Here is a 17,275-nt window from a genome sequence, read left to right as displayed (position 1 = left end):
GAGGAGCAGAGATTAAGGCTCACGCTGGGTCAATATCTATTGATATTTATGAAAAGGAATAAAAAGTCTTCTGCTTATAAAAATGAGCCTTTTTTAAAACAAAAAAGAACAAGAGAGTGTTTTTATAGAGGATATTTTTATTTCCAGGAGAAGAAGATGAGTAGGGCTCAAAAGTTTTTTACGTATTTTATTTGGATCTCTTTTTTTGTTTCGCCTCTTAGGGCTGAAGAAAGTATTCAAGTGCAAGGTTATGCAGAACGGGAAGTGAAGCCTGATATGGCTGAGTGGACATCGCGTTTTAATGTAGAGTCGGCTCACTATGCCAAAATACCTGAACTTCTTGAAACAGCCCAGAAATTGATTTTAAAATTCCTTGAGAATAGCACCGTACCCCAATCTGCTGTTCAATTCTCTCCCCCCACTGTTCATAAAGTCTATGATAAAAAAGGAGGCGTGATGGCCACGCAAAATTTCCAAGTGCGCATCAAAGATATCGATAAAATAACGCAATTGGCCCACGGCTCTTTCAAGCTTCTTGAGAAAGGCGTTAAGATAGATCCTGAAGGTGTGTCTTATTATTTGACGACAACATCCCAGATTCAAAAAGAACTTTTTCCTGAAGCCTTTGAAGATGCGCATGCTAAAGCTGAGACTTTGGCCAAAGGGGCGGGGAGAAAATTAGGAAAAACCCTAAAAATTATTGAGGAAAGTGAAGAAAAACTTCATCCTCTGGGACGTGTTATGGCTTCTAAACTTTCCCCTACTGATACCTCAGGGGTCTTCAAAAACGTGAGTGTCCGAATTACAGTCACTTTTGCCTTAGAATAGGAGAAGAGAGGTGGTGCCCGCTGCCGGAGTCGAACCGGCATGACCTTTCGGCCGACAGATTTTAAGTCTGTTGTGTCTACCAATTCCACCAAGCGGGCGGTGGCTTAAAACCTACCTTGTCTTGACGTGTCAATCAAGGGTCTTAAGCGGCAGAAGAGGTTCTTTTTGAACCATCTAAATGGTAATCTAGAGTCTTTAAAAGAGCCGTCTTTAAGTCCATCTTGGGCTCCCACCCTAAATAGGTTTTAGCATTACGAATGGACGGGACTCTAAACCCTAAATCTTGATAGTGTTTACCATAATGTTCTTCAGCTTGTACAGTTGAGATCTTCACTTTATCAGCAAGATTTTTATAGGCTGGGTATTCTTTGACCAGTTGAACGAGGAGTTCAGCCAATTCCTTAATAGAGACATCATTTTTGGGATTACCAATATTAAAGATGCGTTGATGGGCACAATTGTCCTTATTCTCAATAATTTTAATTAAAGCATCAATACCGTCGTCAATGTAAGTAAAGGATCGGCGTTGTTTACCACCATCGACGAGCTTAATTTCTCCGTGATGCAAAATATTACTGATAAACAAGGTTACAACCCGTGAGCTTCCTTCTTTATGTTCATCAATACGGTCAAGCTTTGGTCCTAGCCAATTAAAGGGGCGGAAGATGGTATAAGGTAATTGTTCATGCACACCATAGGCATAAATTACGCGATCGAGAAGTTGTTTGGAACAGGAGTAAATCCAGCGTTGTTTGTGGATAGGGCCCAAAACAAGGCTTGTATCTTCTTCGCTAAATTCAGCGTCTTGGCTCATGCCATAGACTTCTGATGTTGATGGGAAAATAACCCGTTTCTTATAGCGCACACATTGGCGAATAATTTCCAAGTTAGCTTCAAAATCTAATTCGAAAACTTTAAGAGGATCTTTCACATACAGAGAAGGTGTCGCAATAGCGACCAAAGGCAAGATGACGTCACACTTCTTAATGTGATAAGCGATCCATTCTTTATTAATGGTGATATCGCCTTCGACGAAAGTAAAGCGTGGGTTATCAAGACAATTTTCTAGTTTATCGGAAGCCATGTCCATACCATAGACTTCCCAGTCCTTAGAGGCCAAAATGCGCTCTGTGAGGCTGTTACCAATAAAACCATTTACACCAAGAATAAGGACTTTAAGGCTCATTTCAATCTCGCTTGTTTCTTTATAGGGGTTGAATCTTCCGTGGTATCTTCTTCTAAAATCTCTCGGATCAAAAATCGTGGATGATGCCGAACAACTTGATAGGTGCGTCCAACGTACTCTCCAACGATTCCAATACCTGTTATTGCAACACTTACGAGGAAATAGAGAATTGCAAAAAGTGTAAAGAGCCCTTCTGCTTCGGGGCCGATGATAAGACGGCGCAAGAAAAGATAAGCCACCAAAACACCACTGAGAGCAGAGACAATAAATCCAAAAACTGTAAAAGCATGGAGAGGAGCTAAGGAAAAGCTCGTAAATAAATCGAATGTGACGCGCACGAGACGATAGAGATCGTACTTTGATTCACCCTCGCGTCGTGGTTCATGGGGGATGCCTATTTCTGAAGGATTAATGGCAAATGTGTACCCCAATGCAGAAATAAAAGTGGATCCTTCGCTACACTGCGTGATAAGGTCGACAATGCGTCGACTATAGGCGCGCATCATACATCCTTGGTCACGAATGTGAATATTGGTGAATTTGCCCCGCAGATAATTCATCGTCTTAGAAGAAGCGTCTCGGATCCATGAGTCATTACGTTTTAAACGATAGGTGCCCACATAATCATGACCTTTTTCGAATTCCTTTAGGAGGTTGGGAATTTCTTCGGGGGGATTTTGTAAATCTGCATCTAGGTTGATAATGATTTCACCACGGGCGCGTTCAAACGCAGCCATAATGGCCATGTGTTGTCCAAAATTACCATTGAATTCTATGACACGAATGTGTTGAGGGCGGCGCTCAAAGAAGGAACGCAAAATCTGACTTGAGCGATCTTTGCTGCCATCATTCGTAAATATCACCTCAAAGCTGCACTTTAGCTTATCTAGTACAGGTAATAAGCGATTGTAGAGTGTTTCTAAACACTCTTGTTCATTATAAACGGGGATGACAACAGAAAGATAGACTGCTTTCGACATCTTAAACTCTCTTTAATACGCGACCCATGGCCTTAATAACCCGATCTTGGTCGGCTTCGGTCATAGTGGGGAAAAGGGGAAGGCTTACGATTCTATCGCTAATCGCTTCAGCATGGGGAAAGTCACCTCTCTTATAGTGAAAGGTGTTTTGATAATAAGGAAATAAATGGACGGCTTTATAATGGAGAGCTGTTCCGATGTTTTCTTCTTTCATAGCTGCCATAAACTGATCGCGATTGAGACCCGCTTTATTCTCAAGCAGTTGTACAGCAAATAAATGCCAGCCATGTTTGTGAGAGTAAGTAGGAGATTCAGGAAGTTTTAACTCAGACCAATCCCCCAGCTTTTCATAGTAACGTGTAACCAGTTTCTGACGTTTTTCGATAAAGCTATCCAAATCTTTTAATTGATGGATCCCTAAGGCAGCTTGGATATCCATCATGTTCGCTTTATATCCAGGGAAAACAATCTCGTACTCATGACTGCCGTTTTTGCCAAAGCGGTTCCAAGCAGGACGATCAATGCCATGAAAACGATAAAGACTAATGGTTTTAGCAAGGTTTTCATCTGCACATGTAAGGCATCCACCTTCGCCGGTGGTCATTGTTTTATTGGCGTAAAAGCTGAAAATTTGGATATCACCAAAAGAACCAATTTTTTTACCTTTATACTCTGCGCCGATAGCATGGGCCGCATCTTCAATAACCCGTAGATTATGTTTTTTAGCAAGGGCATAGAGAGGATCAAGATCAACGGGAAGACCTGAAAAATGGACGGGCATAATGGCTTTCGTTTTGCTCGTCAGCACGTCTTCAATGCGATTCACATCCATATTATATGTGCCAGGTTCTACGTCCACAAAAACAGGTTTTGCCCCTTGTTTTGCAATAGAATTAGCGGTGGCGGCGAAAGTCATTGGTGTTGTGATAACTTCATCACCCGCTTGAATACCTAAAGCTTCTACGGCATAAAAAAGGCCAGCCGTTGCTGAAGTAAGGGTATGTGCATAAGGGCAGTGTAAATAATTTTTCAGATCTTCTTCAAACTTCTGTACTTTTGGGCCAGTGACGAGCCAACCAGAACGCAAACACGTCACCACATCAGCAATCGCCTCTTCACTAATGGAAGGACGTGCAAATGGCAAAAACTCCGTGTTGTCAGAAATAGACTTAACTGCGTGAGACAAGATAAACTCCTAATAAAATAACACCGATTCCCATGATACGCATGGGGGAGAGATTTTCTTGAAAGATATAGTATCCAGTGATCGCTGTGATGACATAGCCTAAGCTTGTCATCGGATACGCATAACTTATGTCAACGCGTGCAATAGCAGCCATCCAGCAAATAACGCTGAGAAAATAACAACCAAATCCAAAGAAAAGAGCCGGACTTTTTAAGACTTTTAGTGTTACAGGAATGGCATTGACCAAAGACATTTCAAAATAGCCAACGGTACGCATCCCAAATTTAAGCGCGAGTTGAGCGAGTGAATTGAGCAAAACACCGCTCAGTATCAGGGATATAGCTGAATTGTTCACAGAGGCTCCTTATTAACCACTAAAATATCTTCCTTTGTCTCCGCAAGTGGGAAAAGTTCAAGTATTCCCTCGCTTTTTAAGGAATCATAACTTTCCTTGCGGGTCACCATATACACTTTTTTATGACTCTGCCAGAGTTTCCTAAAATCGCTTTCTTGCATCATCCAAGCGCTTGTATCCTCTTGATCCATACCAAACTCTAGCTCACCTTTCCATCCCACAACATTTACTATGCGATTTAAATAAAAAGGTAAATCTTGATAATATCGTCTATAACAAATTACCTGGTCATTGCTAGTTAAAAATGATTTTAAATGATCGCTTAAAGTCTTAATTGAACGATTTTCAAATGTAGGCCAGACCTGTGTAACTGTTACACACAAAAGAAATGAGGCCATCATTATGCCATATAAAGCTTTTAAGGGACCTTTTTTTAAGAAAAGTAGAAACACGAGAGGAGGAGAAAGCAGCAAAATGGCTATGGCTATAATAATATGAGGTAAAATAGGCAAGTAGTCGATTTGTCTCTGAACAATAACTAAGGGAATCAAGGCTGCTAAAATAAATGAAATACCAAGAAATACATAAAATCCTGCCTTAAATTGGGGGACTTTTATGGTTGATAAAGATTTACCGAGAACAAGGCTTAAAGGTGGAAAAACCGGTAGGACATAGGGAATTAACTGAGATTTAGAAACAGAATAAAATGCTAATATAAAAGCAGCGGAGATCAGCCAAAAAAAATCAGTTTTAAGGCTCGAGAGCAATAGTTTAGCGTTCTTGAAATACTGTTTAAAAACGGGACCAAAAAAACCAATCCAAGGAAACCACCCTAACATTGCAATGAGAATGAAAAAGCCAAAAAACTGCTTTCGTCCATGCATAGTCGTTGTATAGCGCAACAGGTGTTCTTGAATAAAATAAAAGTATGGAAATTCTGGATTTTTAAGACTGACTAAAATATGCCAAGGCAACATGATGGCTAGATACAGAAAAATTCCCCAAGGCTTAAACGCGAGCCCAAGAGTTTTCCACTGCTTTGTTACACTCGTCCAAATAAGAATGATTGTACCGGGAATGACCGCACCAATAAGCCCTTTACTCAGAGTTGCCATGGCCATGGCTGTATAAAACATTCCTAAAGCGAGAGTTTGCTTTTTAGGAAATAAGGAAGCTAAAATAAACGAAAATAGGGACAGGGTAATAAAAAAAGAAACAGCGCCATCTAAGATTAAGATTTGGCTGTGGCTGTAAAACAGAAGAGAAGTTCCCAAAGTTAAGCTGCTGAGCCATCCCACGGAGCGATTGTAGATCCAAGTTCCCGTTAAATATACCAGCAATACGCTTAACAAAGAAAATAAGGCTGGCCATAGCCTTAACCCCCATTCTTTAGGACCGAAAACTTTTAAGGACAAACTCCCCAGCCAATACATAAGAGGGGGCTTTTCAAAATATTTTACACCATTGAGACGGGGTGTCACATAATCGTCGCTGGCGACCATCTCTCGTGGAATTTCCGCATAACGTCCCTCATCAGGTGTTGATAAAGGTCGAACTCCAAGGTTAAAACCAAAAAAGACACCAAAAATAAGCACCAAAGAAATAAGATCTTTTTTGATTGTTTTGATCGGTGTCATTGAGCTGATCTTCCTTGAGTCGCGATATATGATTCTTCATCAATAAACTAAAAATAAAACTTAGAAAATGAATTTTATCTCTTCTGTTTTAAAGAAAAGCAGGGGTATAGGCAACCAATCTTAAAAGGATCTGAAAAAGGGTAGCGGTAGTTTTTAGAAATAAATTATAGGGTTAGCATAAGACGCTTTTTTGTAATTTCTTTAAATTCATCGACTATCACGCTATGGTGCGTCATGGTACTATTTTGAAAAATTAATAATAAAAGAGAAATATATGGATAGATTCATCACAGTGCTTGCTGTTCTAGGAATTCTTTTTAAGGGGTGTGTTTCTGCGACTCACGCCTCTCAGTTGAGAGGGTTTGATGAAGAGAGCCTCTCCCCCCACTCTTTCACAAAACGTGTGAATGTTTATGAACCTAAAAAACCGTCTGCTCATGAAGAGTTCGATTCTCGTTTAGAAAAACCCTCAGAAGTGCTTATCTCGTCATCCATTCCAGAGTGTCTTCCTCTTCTTGATGGAGGCGTCGATACAATCTCGCTTCGTTTAAAGCAATTAGAATGTCATCTTGGTGAATACTTAAGCCCCCCGAAAAATAGAGCACCAAACGCGCGTAGCCTTGAAAAGGAAAATACGCCTGCTTTTGATTTTTCTCAAACGAGCTCTGTAAAAAGTTTTCCCAAGGCCAAAATTAGGCCACACTCAGTCATGGAATCGAAAGCTTTCCATGGAAAGAAAAAGGTAACAAAAAATAATTCAAATCCTCCAGGGAAAAAGAAAACACAGCTTTCAGATACTGAAAGAAAAAAAGGACAACGTTTTAGCAAAAACACATCTTTTGATTTTGACTTGGAGGTTCTGACGAAAGAACAAAAAAAACGTTTCCTATCCATTGAAAAAATACTCTCAGAGATCCCTGCAAAAGAACGAAAATATTCAATTGAACTATATAAGGTTGTTGCCTATGGGATGATGTTGAGACTATCCCCTCAGGAAATCTCAAAAAGATATGGATTTTCAAGGGGAAACATAAGTCATATTCGTATGTACCTCGAAGAAAATGGGCTCATAAAAGAATCGGAAATCTAGTGTAGGCATGTCTGCGAATGAAAGTAAATCGCGCACCAATGTATAGGCAATAAAATGGTAAACAGACAAGGATGTCATGTCCCTTCAGAGTAAATTAGGTCAGCTTTTCATATGTGGTTTTAAAGGCTTAGATCCTCGTGATCCTGCGCTCAAACCTCTTTTTGAAAACATAGAAGAAGGATTGATAGGCGGCTTGATTTTTTTTGGCTATAACATTCAAGAAAAGAATCAGTTGCAAGATTTGATTGGGACGATCAAAGCTTTAAAAGCGCCTTTCCCTTTATTTTTATCTGTTGATCAAGAGGGGGGGAGAGTGCAACGATTGTCCTCCAAAAATGGTTTTCAGGATGGACTTTCGGCCTTTGCAGTAGCAGAAAAATTCTCTCCTGAAGAAGCGTATCAATATTATCAAGAACAAGCTGCCGTTCTACAAGAAGTGGGACTTAATCTAACCTTTGCGCCAGTTGTTGATGTGCATTCTGACCAATCGCCTGTCATTGGTGCTTATGGTCGAAGTTTTGGAACCGAACCTGAAACAGTAGTCGTCTATGGACGTAGCTTTATTAAGGCTCATCAAGACAAAGGGATTCTCACGTGTCTTAAACATTTTCCCGGTCATGGATTGGCCCTGGCAGATAGTCACGCTGGCTTAGTGGACATTACCGAGACTTGGCAAGAAAGAGAATTAGAGCCTTATAAAGCTTTAATTCAAGAAAACCTGACCGATTTTGTGATGACTGGACATTTATGGCATCGCAAGTGGCATAAGGATTTACCCGCAGCTTTTCAACGGGAAAAAATAACGGCGCTTCTTAAACAAGAGCTGAAATTCAAAGGTTTAGTGATTACTGATGATTTAGCCATGGGCGCTATTCAGCAAAATTATACAATTAATGATGCTTTAATTTTATCTCTGACATCAGGTCATGATTTGTTACTGTATTCATTTAATCAAGCTGCTTCACCCGAGGCGAAAACTTTAGTTGAATCACATGATAGTCGAAGGTATTTAAACAATCTTGTATTAGAGGCAGTGCAGAGTGGGCGATTATCAGAAGAGCAAATTAACTCTTCTTACGATCGGATTTTGGAGACGAAGAAGAAGATTTCGGTGTAGATTTATTTTGAGAATCGGGCTTTTTCCCTTTGGGGCGTTTTTCTTGAATTGAAGTGCCGTGAGTGTAATAGTGAACCATTTCAGCAATGTTTGTTGTATGATCGCCGATGCGTTCTAGGTTTTTAACAACAAATAGCAACTCCGTACAAGGACCAATATTACGTGGGTCTTCCATCATATAAGTCAAAAGTTCGCGAAGATAGCTGAGATATATTTCATCGACCTCTGTGTCCCTTTGCCACACTTGAAGGGCTTTTTTGTCATCGCCAGCAATATAAGCATTAATGACGTCACGTATCATTTCTCCGGTGACGTCGGCCATGCGAATGATAACATGAGGTGAAAGAATTTGCGGCATGGCTGAAAGAGTAATCGCTCGACGAGCAATATTCGTTGCATAGTCGGCAATTCTTTCAATATGACTTGAAACTTTAAGTGCGCTTACAACGTGACGCAGATCTTTAGCAACGGGTTGACGTAAAGCAATCATGCGAATAGCAAATGTATCAATATCATGCTCAATCTTATCGATCTCTGGATCACTCTCAATAATTTGTGTGCCAAGCGCTGCATTGCGTTCAACAATCGCTTGAATAGATTTTTTAAGTTGCTGTTGGGCCATTTTGCCCATATCCCTAATCTTTGTGTTTAGGAATTTTAGGTCTTCATCATAAGATTTTACAATGTGATCGAAACCCATGTGTGCCTCCTAGCCAAAACGGCCTGTAATATATTCTTGTGTTCGTTGATCGTAAGGATTTGTGAACATATCTCCCGTATCACCTGCCTCGATCATATAGCCTAAGTGAAAAAAAGCTGTTTGTTGTGACACGCGTGCTGCTTGATGCAAGTTGTGCGTTACAATAACTATAGTATAGTTTTCCCTTAGCTCGTCAATAAGCTCTTCTATCTTAGCCGTTGCAATGGGGTCTAGAGCTGAACAGGGTTCGTCCATTAAAATAATCTCAGGGTTAATAGCAATGGCCCGTGCAATACATAAGCGTTGTTGTTGACCACCAGAAAGACGTGTAGCGGGCTTATGGAGTTGATCTTTAATTTCGTTCAATAATCCCGTGCGCTCAAGACTCTTATGAACAATTTCATCTAGCTCAGCCTTAGTTTTAAAAAGTTTGTGAATTCGTGGTCCATAAGCGACGTTGTCATAGATGGACTTGAAAAATGGGTTGGGCTTTTGAAAAACCATTCCTACTTTAGCGCGTAAGCTGACGATATCTATAGATTTATCATAAATGTTTTGCCCATCGATCTCCACGGTACCTGCAAGACGCATCCCTTCAATGGAATCATTCATACGATTTAAACATCTTAAAAATGAACTTTTTCCACAACCAGAAGGACCAATAAGAGCGGTAACCTGACGATCTTTGATACTTAATGAAATATTAAAAAGAACCTGCTTTTCACCGTAAAAGAGGTTAAGATTTGAAGTGCTGATTTTAAAGAGATGTCTTATCATATTAAGAATACTTATACTCAAATTTTCGTCTCAAGAGAATGGCAATTAAATTAATAAAGCCTAAAAAGAGCATGAGAACAATAATTGCCGCGGCAGCATCAACCATAAACCCAGGTTCTGGATTTTTTGACCAGGTAAAAATTTGCACTGGAAGGGCGGCAGCAGGATCGAGAGGTGATTGAGGAATATCGACAATAAAAGCCATCATTCCGATCATTAAAAGAGGTGCTGTTTCTCCAAGCGCGCGCGCGAGCCCAATTAAAGTGCCTGTAAGAATTCCGGGGAGCGCTAAAGGCAGCACTTGATGAAAGGTCGTTTGTACTTTTGAGGCTCCCAGGCCAAAGGCAGCGTCTCGAATAGAAGCGGGTACAGATCTGAGAGATGTGCGAGCAGTCACAATAATTGTCGGCAGTGTCATAAGCGCTAAAGTCATGCCGCCTACCAATGAAGAAGAGCGCGGTAAGTGAAAGAAATTTAGGAAAATGGCTAACCCCAAAAGCCCAAAAACAATGGAAGGCACAGAAGCAAGGTTTGATATATTGATTTCAAGAAAAGAAGTAAACCGATTTTTGTGCGCGAATTCTTCCAAATAAATGGCAGCTAACACACCTATTGGAAAAGCCAATAAAAGAGTGATCAATAATAAATATGCGGTGCCAATCAATCCTCCAAAAATCCCCGCTGTTTTCGGATTGCGAGAATCGCTTTGCGTAAAAAATCCAGTATTAAAAGCAGTTTTAACACGTCCATCTTTTTCAAGCTTTTCAGCCCAAACCAGATGGGTTTTAAACCGCACCTTAATTTCAGGAGGTAAGAGATCATTGTTGACTAATAAATATTCGAAGATATCTGATGCGGGTAACCATAAAGTATGATCATGAAAGGGACCTTTTTTGCTTTGAACCAAAATCTTGCGAGCGCCTAAATCGATAAATTGTTTCAGCGCAGCACGATCATCACTGTTAATGTTAGGGTAGGTATCTTCAATCACTAACCGCAAATGACGGTCATAGGGCGTCGTTTCTTCAACGTTAATGGCATTAAAAGCAATTTGGGTTTGAGTAAAAGCCGGTAAGCCTTTGATAATAATTCCGCCACTCAAAATCATTAAGAAAAGCAATACAATTAATAAAGCTGTTCTGCAGAGCCAACGGAAATAACGATCCATATTATAGCGCTTTTTGGTAAGATTTTTATGGTCTCTCGTTTTATAAAGCATATTTTTTCCGATGACGTTTAACCGCACTTTGAGCAATGAAATTAATTAAGAAAGTAACAATAAAAAGGGTTAATCCGAGGGCAAAGGCCGAAAGTGTTTTGGGGCTGTTAAATTCCTGATCACCGGTTAATACATTGACGATTTGAACGGTGACTGTGGTGACCGAATCAAGCGGATTTAAGGTAAAGTTTGCTGTGAGTCCTGCTGCCATAACCACTAACATTGTTTCGCCGATCGCTCTTGAGAGAGCCAAAAGGATTGATGCAATAATACTTGGAAGCGCAGAAGGAACAACTATTTTACGAATTGTTTCTGATTGTGTAGCGCCTAAGGCAAGGGAATTATCGCGATAGGTCTGTGGTATCGCTCTTAACGCATCATCTGTTAAAGATGATATAAAAGGAATAATCATGAATCCCATAACGATGCCTGCTCCTAAGGCACTTTCCGATGAAATATTGAATCCATGAGCGCTTAATTTACTGAGCCCTCTTAATAAAGGAGCTACGAGAATGATGGCAAAGAAGCCATAAACGATGGTTGGAATCCCTGCCAAAATTTCTACGAGAGGCTTTAAAAGAAGACGTGTTTTTGGATGAGCATACTCAGAAGTATAAATGGCGATGAGTAAGCCTAAAGGAACAGCCGTGATCAAAGCGATTAAAGTGATTAACAAGGTACCACTAAAAAGTGGGAGTACGCCATAATCACTGGAGATCTCTGGATTGTTGGTATCAAAAGTAATCTCTGGTTCCCAATGAGTACCGGTGAGAAACTCAAAAAGATTTACAATCTTGAAAAAGCGTATAGCCTCAAAAATCAAAGAAAGAACAAGAGAAGTGGTAATCAAAATAGCTATAAATGCTGATAACCACAATAGGATCTTGATGAAAAACTCAAAAGTTCTTTTTCTAGAAGGTTTGATCATGGAAGCTCTCCAGATATTTTTTTGCTTTCTTGTTTTCGCAAATGATCGGGAAGAGGAATAAACCCATAATTTTTTAAATATCCTTTTGGACCTGATATTTCTTCTTTCATCAAAAATTCAATAAACGCAGAAAGCCCTGCTACATCCTTTTTATGATCCAGTTTTACATAAAGAAAAAGTGGTCGTGAAAGGGGGTATTGACCAGATGTAATGGTTTCAAAAGACGGGGCTATATCATTGATTTTGATAGGAATGATTTGGTCGCGATTCTTTGAAAGAAATCCAAAAGTGAAAATGGCGATAGCGTCAGTTTCAAGATGTAATTTCTTCGCTGTCATTGTTTCTTGTTCAGCGGTCTCAATATAGGTGTGATCATCGCGCAATTGAGGGGTAAGTGTGTATTTTTCTTCAGCATCTAGAAAAGATTCAAAAACAATCTGTAAAAAAGTCTGACGCGTTCCTGAAGTCGACGGCGGACCTAAAAAGCGAATTGTTTGTTGAGGAAGCGTTTTATCTATGTCGGACCAGAGATGGTAAGGATTGCGAATAGCAGTGTCTTCGATAAGGATATAACGCGCTAAAGCCAGAAACAATTGCTTCATGGTTAAGTTTTTTGGTCCCTGTGGCCGGGCCTTGGCGATGACAATACCATCATACCCTATTGTAATTTCAAGAATATCTTTAATGCCATTGTTGGTACAATAGTCTCGCTCTTCTTTACTCATGAGACGAGAACTCGTTACAATGTCTGGCGTATCTATATCTACACCATTACAAAATACTTTAATTCCTCCTCCAGTACCGGTTGATTCGACAATTGGCGTCTTATAGTCGGTTTCGCTGCCAAAAATTTCTGCAACAGCACTAATAAAAGGATAAACAGTGCTTGATCCCACAATATGAATATGCTCTCGCTGGGCTTTTAAAGGAGCCATGAGCAGCACAAACAATACAAGGAGCAAACATAAACTTTGCCTAAAAAATCTGAGACCTCTTGTCAGGGACTCCCCCATCCTTTACTTTTCAACCCAATAGGTCTTATATCTTGTTCAAAGGGTATTACGAGAGTTGAGGGAAGTGTCAAGCATTTCAAACAAACTAAGGGTTAATTTTCAGGGAAGTGTGCCATGACCCCTATGATGGCACAATACCGTAGAATTAAAGAAAGTCATCCAAACTGCCTATTATTCTTTAGGCTAGGGGATTTTTATGAACTATTTTTTGATGATGCAATTGTTGCCTCAAAAGCACTCAACATAACTTTAACGCGACGGGGTCAACAGGGCGGCGAAATCCCTATGTGTGGCGTACCCTATCATGCAGTTGAAAATTATTTGGCGCGTCTAGTGAAGCAGGGCCATCGCGTTGCTTTATGTGATCAAATTGAAGATGCTACCGTCGCTAAAAAGCGCGGAGCAAAATCTATTGTGGAAAGAGATATAACGCGCATTGTTACGCCCGGCACATTGACTGAAGACACTCTTTTAGAGTCAAAGCGTTCTAACTATCTTTCTCTTTTATTAGTTGAAGAGAGAAAAGCAACGCTTTCTATAATGGAAATGTCGACGGGCTTTTACACTGTAGAAACCGCCCCTATTGCGCAAATCAATTCTATGCTTTTGCGCTATGAGCCAAGTGAATTGATCGTCCCTGAAGGTATTCTTCAAAATCCTGAACTCTGTGACGTGTTAAAGAATTGGAAAAAAATTATAACACTCGTGCCCGATAGTCGATTTGATCCTGAGAATTCGAAAAGTCAGCTTGAAGAAGCTTTTAAGGTGAAAACCTTAGAATCTTTTGGGGAGTTTTCAAAAATTGAAATAACCGCTTTGGGAAGCTTGCTTGATTATGTAAAGCTGACTCAGCGTGGCATTTTGCCTAAAATTCTCCCTCCCCAACGAAAATCAAATAACCATATTCTTGAAATTGATGGGGCTACGAGACGTAATTTGGAGCTTACACAAAATTTGTCGGGGGGTTCGAAAAATACCCTTCTTGAAACTATGGATGAAACCCAGACCTCTTTTGGAGGTCGTTTGCTTTTGCAATGGTTAGCATCTCCTCTTGCAGATCTGTACGGTCTTAATGAACGTTTGGATCGCGTAGCGTTTTTTAAAGAAAGACGTGCTCTCTTAGAAGAGATACGTGAGTCCTTAAAGAACTGCCCTGATCTGGAGCGCGCTCTTTCCCGATTGAGTTTAAATAGAGGGGGGCCTCGGGATCTTGCGGGTGTTCGTGACGGATTATTGATTGTTGAGAAGGTTAGAAAAGCCTTAGAAAAAATAGAAAAGCTGCCAGATGCCCTTGGCAAAATAACAGGGAAGCTCAGTCATCAAGAAGTTTTAATTGATCGATTGACGCGGGCTTTAAATCCTGAATCTCTCCCTATTTTAGCGACGCAAGGAGATTTTATTAGAGAAGGGTATTCAAAGGAATTGGATGAGTTGCGGCAATTAAAAGATAGGGGTCGTCAATTGATGATTGAGCTCCAGGCTCGTTACGCCGAAGCGTATGACATTCCTTCTTTGAAAATTAAACACAATAATATTATCGGTTATCATATTGAAATTACAGCGACGCATCTTAGCAAAGTTCCCCAGGAATTCATTCATCGTCAAACAATTGTCAATGGTCAACGTTACACAACTCTCGAACTTTCAGAATTAGAGCGTAAGCTCAAGAGTGCAGCAGAAGATGCTCAAGTCCTTGAGATGAGACTCTTTCAAGAGTTAGTTGGCGAGATAATGGTGCAAGCGGAGGAAATTGCCAGCACAGCCGGAGGGTTAGCGATACTTGACGTATCAACAGCTTTGGCTTTCTTGGCTGAAAAGTGGAACTATTGTCGACCCGAATTTTTAGAAAATACTACTTTCTTGATTAAGAAAGGTCGTCATCCGGTCGTTGAAAAAGCTTTAACCGAAGGAAATGAAACGCCTTTTGTACCCAATGATTGTCACATGGATGCTCAGAAACATCTCTGGTTGCTTACGGGTCCGAATATGGCTGGTAAGAGTACATTTTTAAGACAAAATGCTTTGATTCTCATCATGGCTCAAATGGGTTCTTATGTGCCTGCAGAGGCAGCAAAAATAGGAATTGTGGATCGATTGTTTAGCCGAGTAGGGGCCGCTGATGATTTGGCGCAAGGACGCTCAACTTTTATGGTTGAAATGGTTGAAACAGCAGCTATCCTGAATCAAGCAACAGCGCGCTCATTTGTAATCTTGGATGAAGTGGGAAGAGGGACATCCACTTACGATGGCTTATCCATCGCGTGGGCAACCATAGAATATCTGGAAAAGACCATTACTTGTCGTGGCTTATTTGCTACTCATTACCATGAGCTAACAGAGCTTAAAAAAGAGTTCCCTCATATTCATTGTGCGACAATGCGGGTCAAAGAATGGGAAAAAGAAGTCGTTTTTATGCATGAAGTTATTAGCGGAGTTGCTGATCGCTCTTATGGACTTCATGTGGCAGCACTGGCTGGCGTACCTAAAACTGTTTTGGATCGCGCTCAAGAGGTTCTCCTTTTCCTCGAAAATAAAAAAGAAAATAAGAAAGCAATTAAAGTTGCAGAACTTCCTTTATTTTCTGCTTATCAATCGTCAGCGCTTGAACAAGAAGTTGAGACAATAAATCCTGATGAGCTTAGTCCTCGTCAAGCATTAGAGTTTTTGTATCGCCTGAAAACCCTTGTTAAAAGGACTGCTGCATGAGGATTGTGCGTTCTGTTGCGACTATCGGCGGTTTTACCATGATAAGTCGCGTGTTGGGATTTGTGCGCGATGCTTTTATTGCTTCTTATCTGGGAGCAGGGCCAGTTGCTGACGCCTTTTTTGTGGCCTTTAAGTTTCCGAATTTTTTTCGCAGGTTATTTGCGGAAGGAGCACTTAATGCGGCTTTTGTTCCAATGTTTTCAAGGTTTTTGACTGGTAAGGGAATTCAGCAAGCAACACAAATGGCCGAGCAAGTTTTTTCTGCTCTTTTCTTAACTCTTTTTGCATTTGTGCTGCTTGTAGAGATATGTTTACCCTGGTTGATTTATATATTGGCTCCGGGGTTTCACGCAACGCCAGAACGTTTAGAACTGGCTTTAACTTTTGCGCGCATTACTTTTCCATATATTTTATTTATTTCTTTGACGGCTTTAATGAGTGGAATTTTAAATTCTCTTCATCGCTTTGCTGCCGCCTCTGCAGCGCCAATTTTACTGAATATTGCCATGATTGGTGGATTGCTCTTTTTTAGGAGTTTAACACCAACTGTAGGACATACCTTGGCTTGGTCAGTTACTGTTGCGGGCGTATTTCAATTTTTGTGGATTCGTCGATCTTTGAGAGTGGCAGGTGTTCAATTGAAATGGCAAATGCCCAAATTGACGCCGGCGGTTAAACAGCTGCTACATGTGATGATGCCTGGTGCTTTAGGAGCGGGAATCATTCAAGTAAATCTCTTTGTAGATATGATCGTGGCTTCTTTTTTACCTGTAGGTTCTGTTTCCTTCCTCTTTTATGCGGATCGTTTGAATCAGCTGCCTTTAAGCGTCATTGGTATTGCCGTGAGCACCGCGCTTTTGCCATTGCTTTCTAAACACTTTGAGAAAAGAGATCATCATTTAGCGATTGAAGCACAAAATCGTGCTTTAGAATTTACTTTGTTCTTAACTTTGCCTGCCACTTTGGCGTTAATTATTTTGGCGGAACCCATCATTTCCGTGTTGTTTGAACGTAATGCTTTTGGTCCTTTACAAGTAAAAGAAACAGCAGCGACACTTTCTGCTTTTGCCATTGGTTTGCCGGCTTACATAATGGTGAAAATTTTTTCCACAAGCTTTTTTGCGCGCTATGACACGCGAACACCTGTCAAAGGGGCACTTATGTCTCTTGCAGCAAATTTTTTGATGAATCTTGCTTTTATGACAACCTTAAAGCATGTGGGAATTGCTCTTGCAACAGCTTTGGCGGCTTGGGTGAATGTTGCTTATTTACTGCGTTATTTGTTTAAGGAGGGAGTTTTTCATTTCACAGCCTCCTTTAAAAATAAGTTTCCTCGCATGTTGTTGGCTACAGCTATCATGGGAAGTGTTCTTGGTATTCTGTTGCGTGTATTTGAGAATGTTGTACAAGATTCAAGCTGGATGAAAATCCTTGTTGTTGTAACTCTTGTGGGGGCTGGCATGATTTCCTATCTTTTGTTGGGCCTCGTATTAAAAGCCTTTGATGTTGAAGAAGTCAAAATGAAACTTAAGATCAGAGAGGGGGAGTAACCC

At 40.4% G+C, this 17,275-nt stretch carries 15 protein-coding genes and 1 tRNA gene; 5 read left to right on the top strand and 11 right to left on the bottom strand.

Annotated features, from left to right (window positions below; genetic code table 11):
- Positions 1-156 precede the first annotated feature (156 nt).
- A complete protein-coding gene (locus tag GQ61_RS04635) occupies positions 157-828 on the top strand; it encodes an SIMPL domain-containing protein (RefSeq protein ID WP_198157267.1) in 672 nt (223 codons plus the stop codon).
- A gap of 11 nt (positions 829-839) precedes the next feature.
- Here GQ61_RS04635 and GQ61_RS04630 read toward each other — a convergent pair.
- The 6 genes from GQ61_RS04630 to GQ61_RS04605 all read right to left on the bottom strand — a co-directional run bounded on the left by GQ61_RS04630 (position 840) and on the right by GQ61_RS04605 (position 6,172).
- Positions 840-926: transfer RNA gene (locus tag GQ61_RS04630), tRNA-Leu, on the bottom strand.
- 44 nt (positions 927-970) lie between these two features.
- Positions 971-2,014 (bottom strand): bifunctional UDP-4-keto-pentose/UDP-xylose synthase, encoded by a 1,044-nt coding sequence (locus GQ61_RS04625; RefSeq protein ID WP_085784193.1) that lies wholly within the window; start codon positions 2,012-2,014, stop codon positions 971-973.
- Positions 2,011-2,994 (bottom strand): glycosyltransferase, encoded by a 984-nt coding sequence (locus GQ61_RS04620; RefSeq protein ID WP_085784192.1) that lies wholly within the window; start codon positions 2,992-2,994, stop codon positions 2,011-2,013. Before GQ61_RS04620 ends, GQ61_RS04625 begins: the two co-directional genes overlap by 4 nt.
- A gap of 1 nt (position 2,995) precedes the next feature.
- Entirely contained in the window at positions 2,996-4,180 is a 1,185-nt protein-coding gene (locus GQ61_RS04615) for a DegT/DnrJ/EryC1/StrS family aminotransferase (protein WP_198157266.1), read from the bottom strand.
- On the bottom strand, positions 4,164-4,535 hold the full coding sequence (locus tag GQ61_RS04610) for an SMR family transporter (protein WP_198157265.1): 372 nt from the start codon (positions 4,533-4,535) through the stop codon (positions 4,164-4,166). The genes GQ61_RS04615 and GQ61_RS04610 overlap by 17 nt, the downstream gene beginning before the upstream one ends.
- Complete coding sequence (locus GQ61_RS04605; protein ID WP_085784191.1) at positions 4,532-6,172, bottom strand: glycosyltransferase family 39 protein; 1,641 nt, start codon at positions 6,170-6,172, stop codon at positions 4,532-4,534. The genes GQ61_RS04610 and GQ61_RS04605 overlap by 4 nt, the downstream gene beginning before the upstream one ends.
- A 274-nt stretch (positions 6,173-6,446) precedes the next feature.
- Here GQ61_RS04605 and GQ61_RS04600 point away from each other — a divergent pair, with 274 nt between their 5' ends.
- Both GQ61_RS04600 and GQ61_RS04595 read left to right on the top strand, forming a co-directional pair.
- Entirely contained in the window at positions 6,447-7,262 is an 816-nt protein-coding gene (locus GQ61_RS04600) for a hypothetical protein (protein ID WP_085784190.1), read from the top strand.
- Positions 7,263-7,338: 76 nt separating this feature from the next.
- Positions 7,339-8,379: a glycoside hydrolase family 3 protein gene (locus GQ61_RS04595; protein WP_085784189.1), complete on the top strand. Its 1,041-nt coding sequence runs from the start codon at positions 7,339-7,341 to the stop codon at positions 8,377-8,379.
- On the opposite strand, the gene phoU is transcribed toward GQ61_RS04595, so the two are convergent.
- From phoU to GQ61_RS04570, 5 genes are read right to left on the bottom strand one after another with little or no spacing between them, the layout of a single operon-like run.
- Complete coding sequence (gene phoU, locus GQ61_RS04590) at positions 8,327-9,079, bottom strand: phosphate signaling complex protein PhoU (RefSeq protein WP_085784188.1); 753 nt, start codon at positions 9,077-9,079, stop codon at positions 8,327-8,329. The two genes, GQ61_RS04595 and phoU, sit on opposite strands and share 53 nt — an antisense overlap.
- Positions 9,080-9,088: 9 nt before the next feature.
- Complete coding sequence (gene pstB, locus GQ61_RS04585; protein WP_085784187.1) at positions 9,089-9,856, bottom strand: phosphate ABC transporter ATP-binding protein PstB; 768 nt, start codon at positions 9,854-9,856, stop codon at positions 9,089-9,091.
- 1 nt (position 9,857) lies between these two features.
- Positions 9,858-11,075 (bottom strand): phosphate ABC transporter permease PstA, encoded by a 1,218-nt coding sequence (pstA, locus tag GQ61_RS04580; protein ID WP_085784186.1) that lies wholly within the window; start codon positions 11,073-11,075, stop codon positions 9,858-9,860.
- Complete coding sequence (gene pstC, locus GQ61_RS04575; RefSeq protein WP_085784185.1) at positions 11,065-12,003, bottom strand: phosphate ABC transporter permease subunit PstC; 939 nt, start codon at positions 12,001-12,003, stop codon at positions 11,065-11,067. The genes pstA and pstC overlap by 11 nt, the downstream gene beginning before the upstream one ends.
- A complete protein-coding gene (locus GQ61_RS04570) occupies positions 12,000-12,938 on the bottom strand; it encodes a PstS family phosphate ABC transporter substrate-binding protein (protein ID WP_198157264.1) in 939 nt (312 codons plus the stop codon). The genes pstC and GQ61_RS04570 overlap by 4 nt, the downstream gene beginning before the upstream one ends.
- Positions 12,939-13,130: 192 nt before the next feature.
- Here GQ61_RS04570 and mutS point away from each other — a divergent pair, with 192 nt between their 5' ends.
- Together mutS and murJ are read left to right on the top strand one after the other, a co-directional pair.
- Positions 13,131-15,722: a DNA mismatch repair protein MutS gene (mutS, locus tag GQ61_RS04565; protein WP_198157263.1), complete on the top strand. Its 2,592-nt coding sequence runs from the start codon at positions 13,131-13,133 to the stop codon at positions 15,720-15,722.
- Positions 15,719-17,272, top strand: coding sequence for a murein biosynthesis integral membrane protein MurJ (murJ, locus tag GQ61_RS04560; RefSeq protein WP_085784183.1), 1,554 nt, complete (start codon positions 15,719-15,721; stop codon positions 17,270-17,272). Before mutS ends, murJ begins: the two co-directional genes overlap by 4 nt.
- Positions 17,273-17,275: the final 3 nt, after the last annotated feature.

Origin of the sequence: Candidatus Nucleicultrix amoebiphila FS5 (genome assembly GCF_002117145.1) — a bacterium.
GTDB lineage: Bacteria > Pseudomonadota > Alphaproteobacteria > Caedimonadales > Nucleicultricaceae > Nucleicultrix > Nucleicultrix amoebiphila.
The sequence above is the reverse complement of the archived record's forward strand: the minus strand, read 5'-3'. Positions and strand labels throughout refer to the sequence as shown.

Coding starts and splice junctions, on each gene's coding strand:
- GQ61_RS04635 (WP_198157267.1), top strand. CDS start 157: ATGAGTAGGGCTCAAAAGTTTTTTACGTATTTTATTTGGATCTCTTTT.
- GQ61_RS04625 (WP_085784193.1), bottom strand. CDS start 2,014: ATGAGCCTTAAAGTCCTTATTCTTGGTGTAAATGGTTTTATTGGTAAC.
- GQ61_RS04620 (WP_085784192.1), bottom strand. CDS start 2,994: ATGTCGAAAGCAGTCTATCTTTCTGTTGTCATCCCCGTTTATAATGAA.
- GQ61_RS04605 (WP_085784191.1), bottom strand. CDS start 6,172: ATGACACCGATCAAAACAATCAAAAAAGATCTTATTTCTTTGGTGCTT.
- GQ61_RS04600 (WP_085784190.1), top strand. CDS start 6,447: ATGGATAGATTCATCACAGTGCTTGCTGTTCTAGGAATTCTTTTTAAG.
- GQ61_RS04595 (WP_085784189.1), top strand. CDS start 7,339: ATGTCCCTTCAGAGTAAATTAGGTCAGCTTTTCATATGTGGTTTTAAA.
- phoU (WP_085784188.1), bottom strand. CDS start 9,079: ATGGGTTTCGATCACATTGTAAAATCTTATGATGAAGACCTAAAATTC.
- pstB (WP_085784187.1), bottom strand. CDS start 9,856: ATGATAAGACATCTCTTTAAAATCAGCACTTCAAATCTTAACCTCTTT.
- pstA (WP_085784186.1), bottom strand. CDS start 11,075: ATGCTTTATAAAACGAGAGACCATAAAAATCTTACCAAAAAGCGCTAT.
- pstC (WP_085784185.1), bottom strand. CDS start 12,003: ATGATCAAACCTTCTAGAAAAAGAACTTTTGAGTTTTTCATCAAGATC.
- GQ61_RS04570 (WP_198157264.1), bottom strand. CDS start 12,938: ATGGCTCCTTTAAAAGCCCAGCGAGAGCATATTCATATTGTGGGATCA.
- mutS (WP_198157263.1), top strand. CDS start 13,131: ATGACCCCTATGATGGCACAATACCGTAGAATTAAAGAAAGTCATCCA.
- murJ (WP_085784183.1), top strand. CDS start 15,719: ATGAGGATTGTGCGTTCTGTTGCGACTATCGGCGGTTTTACCATGATA.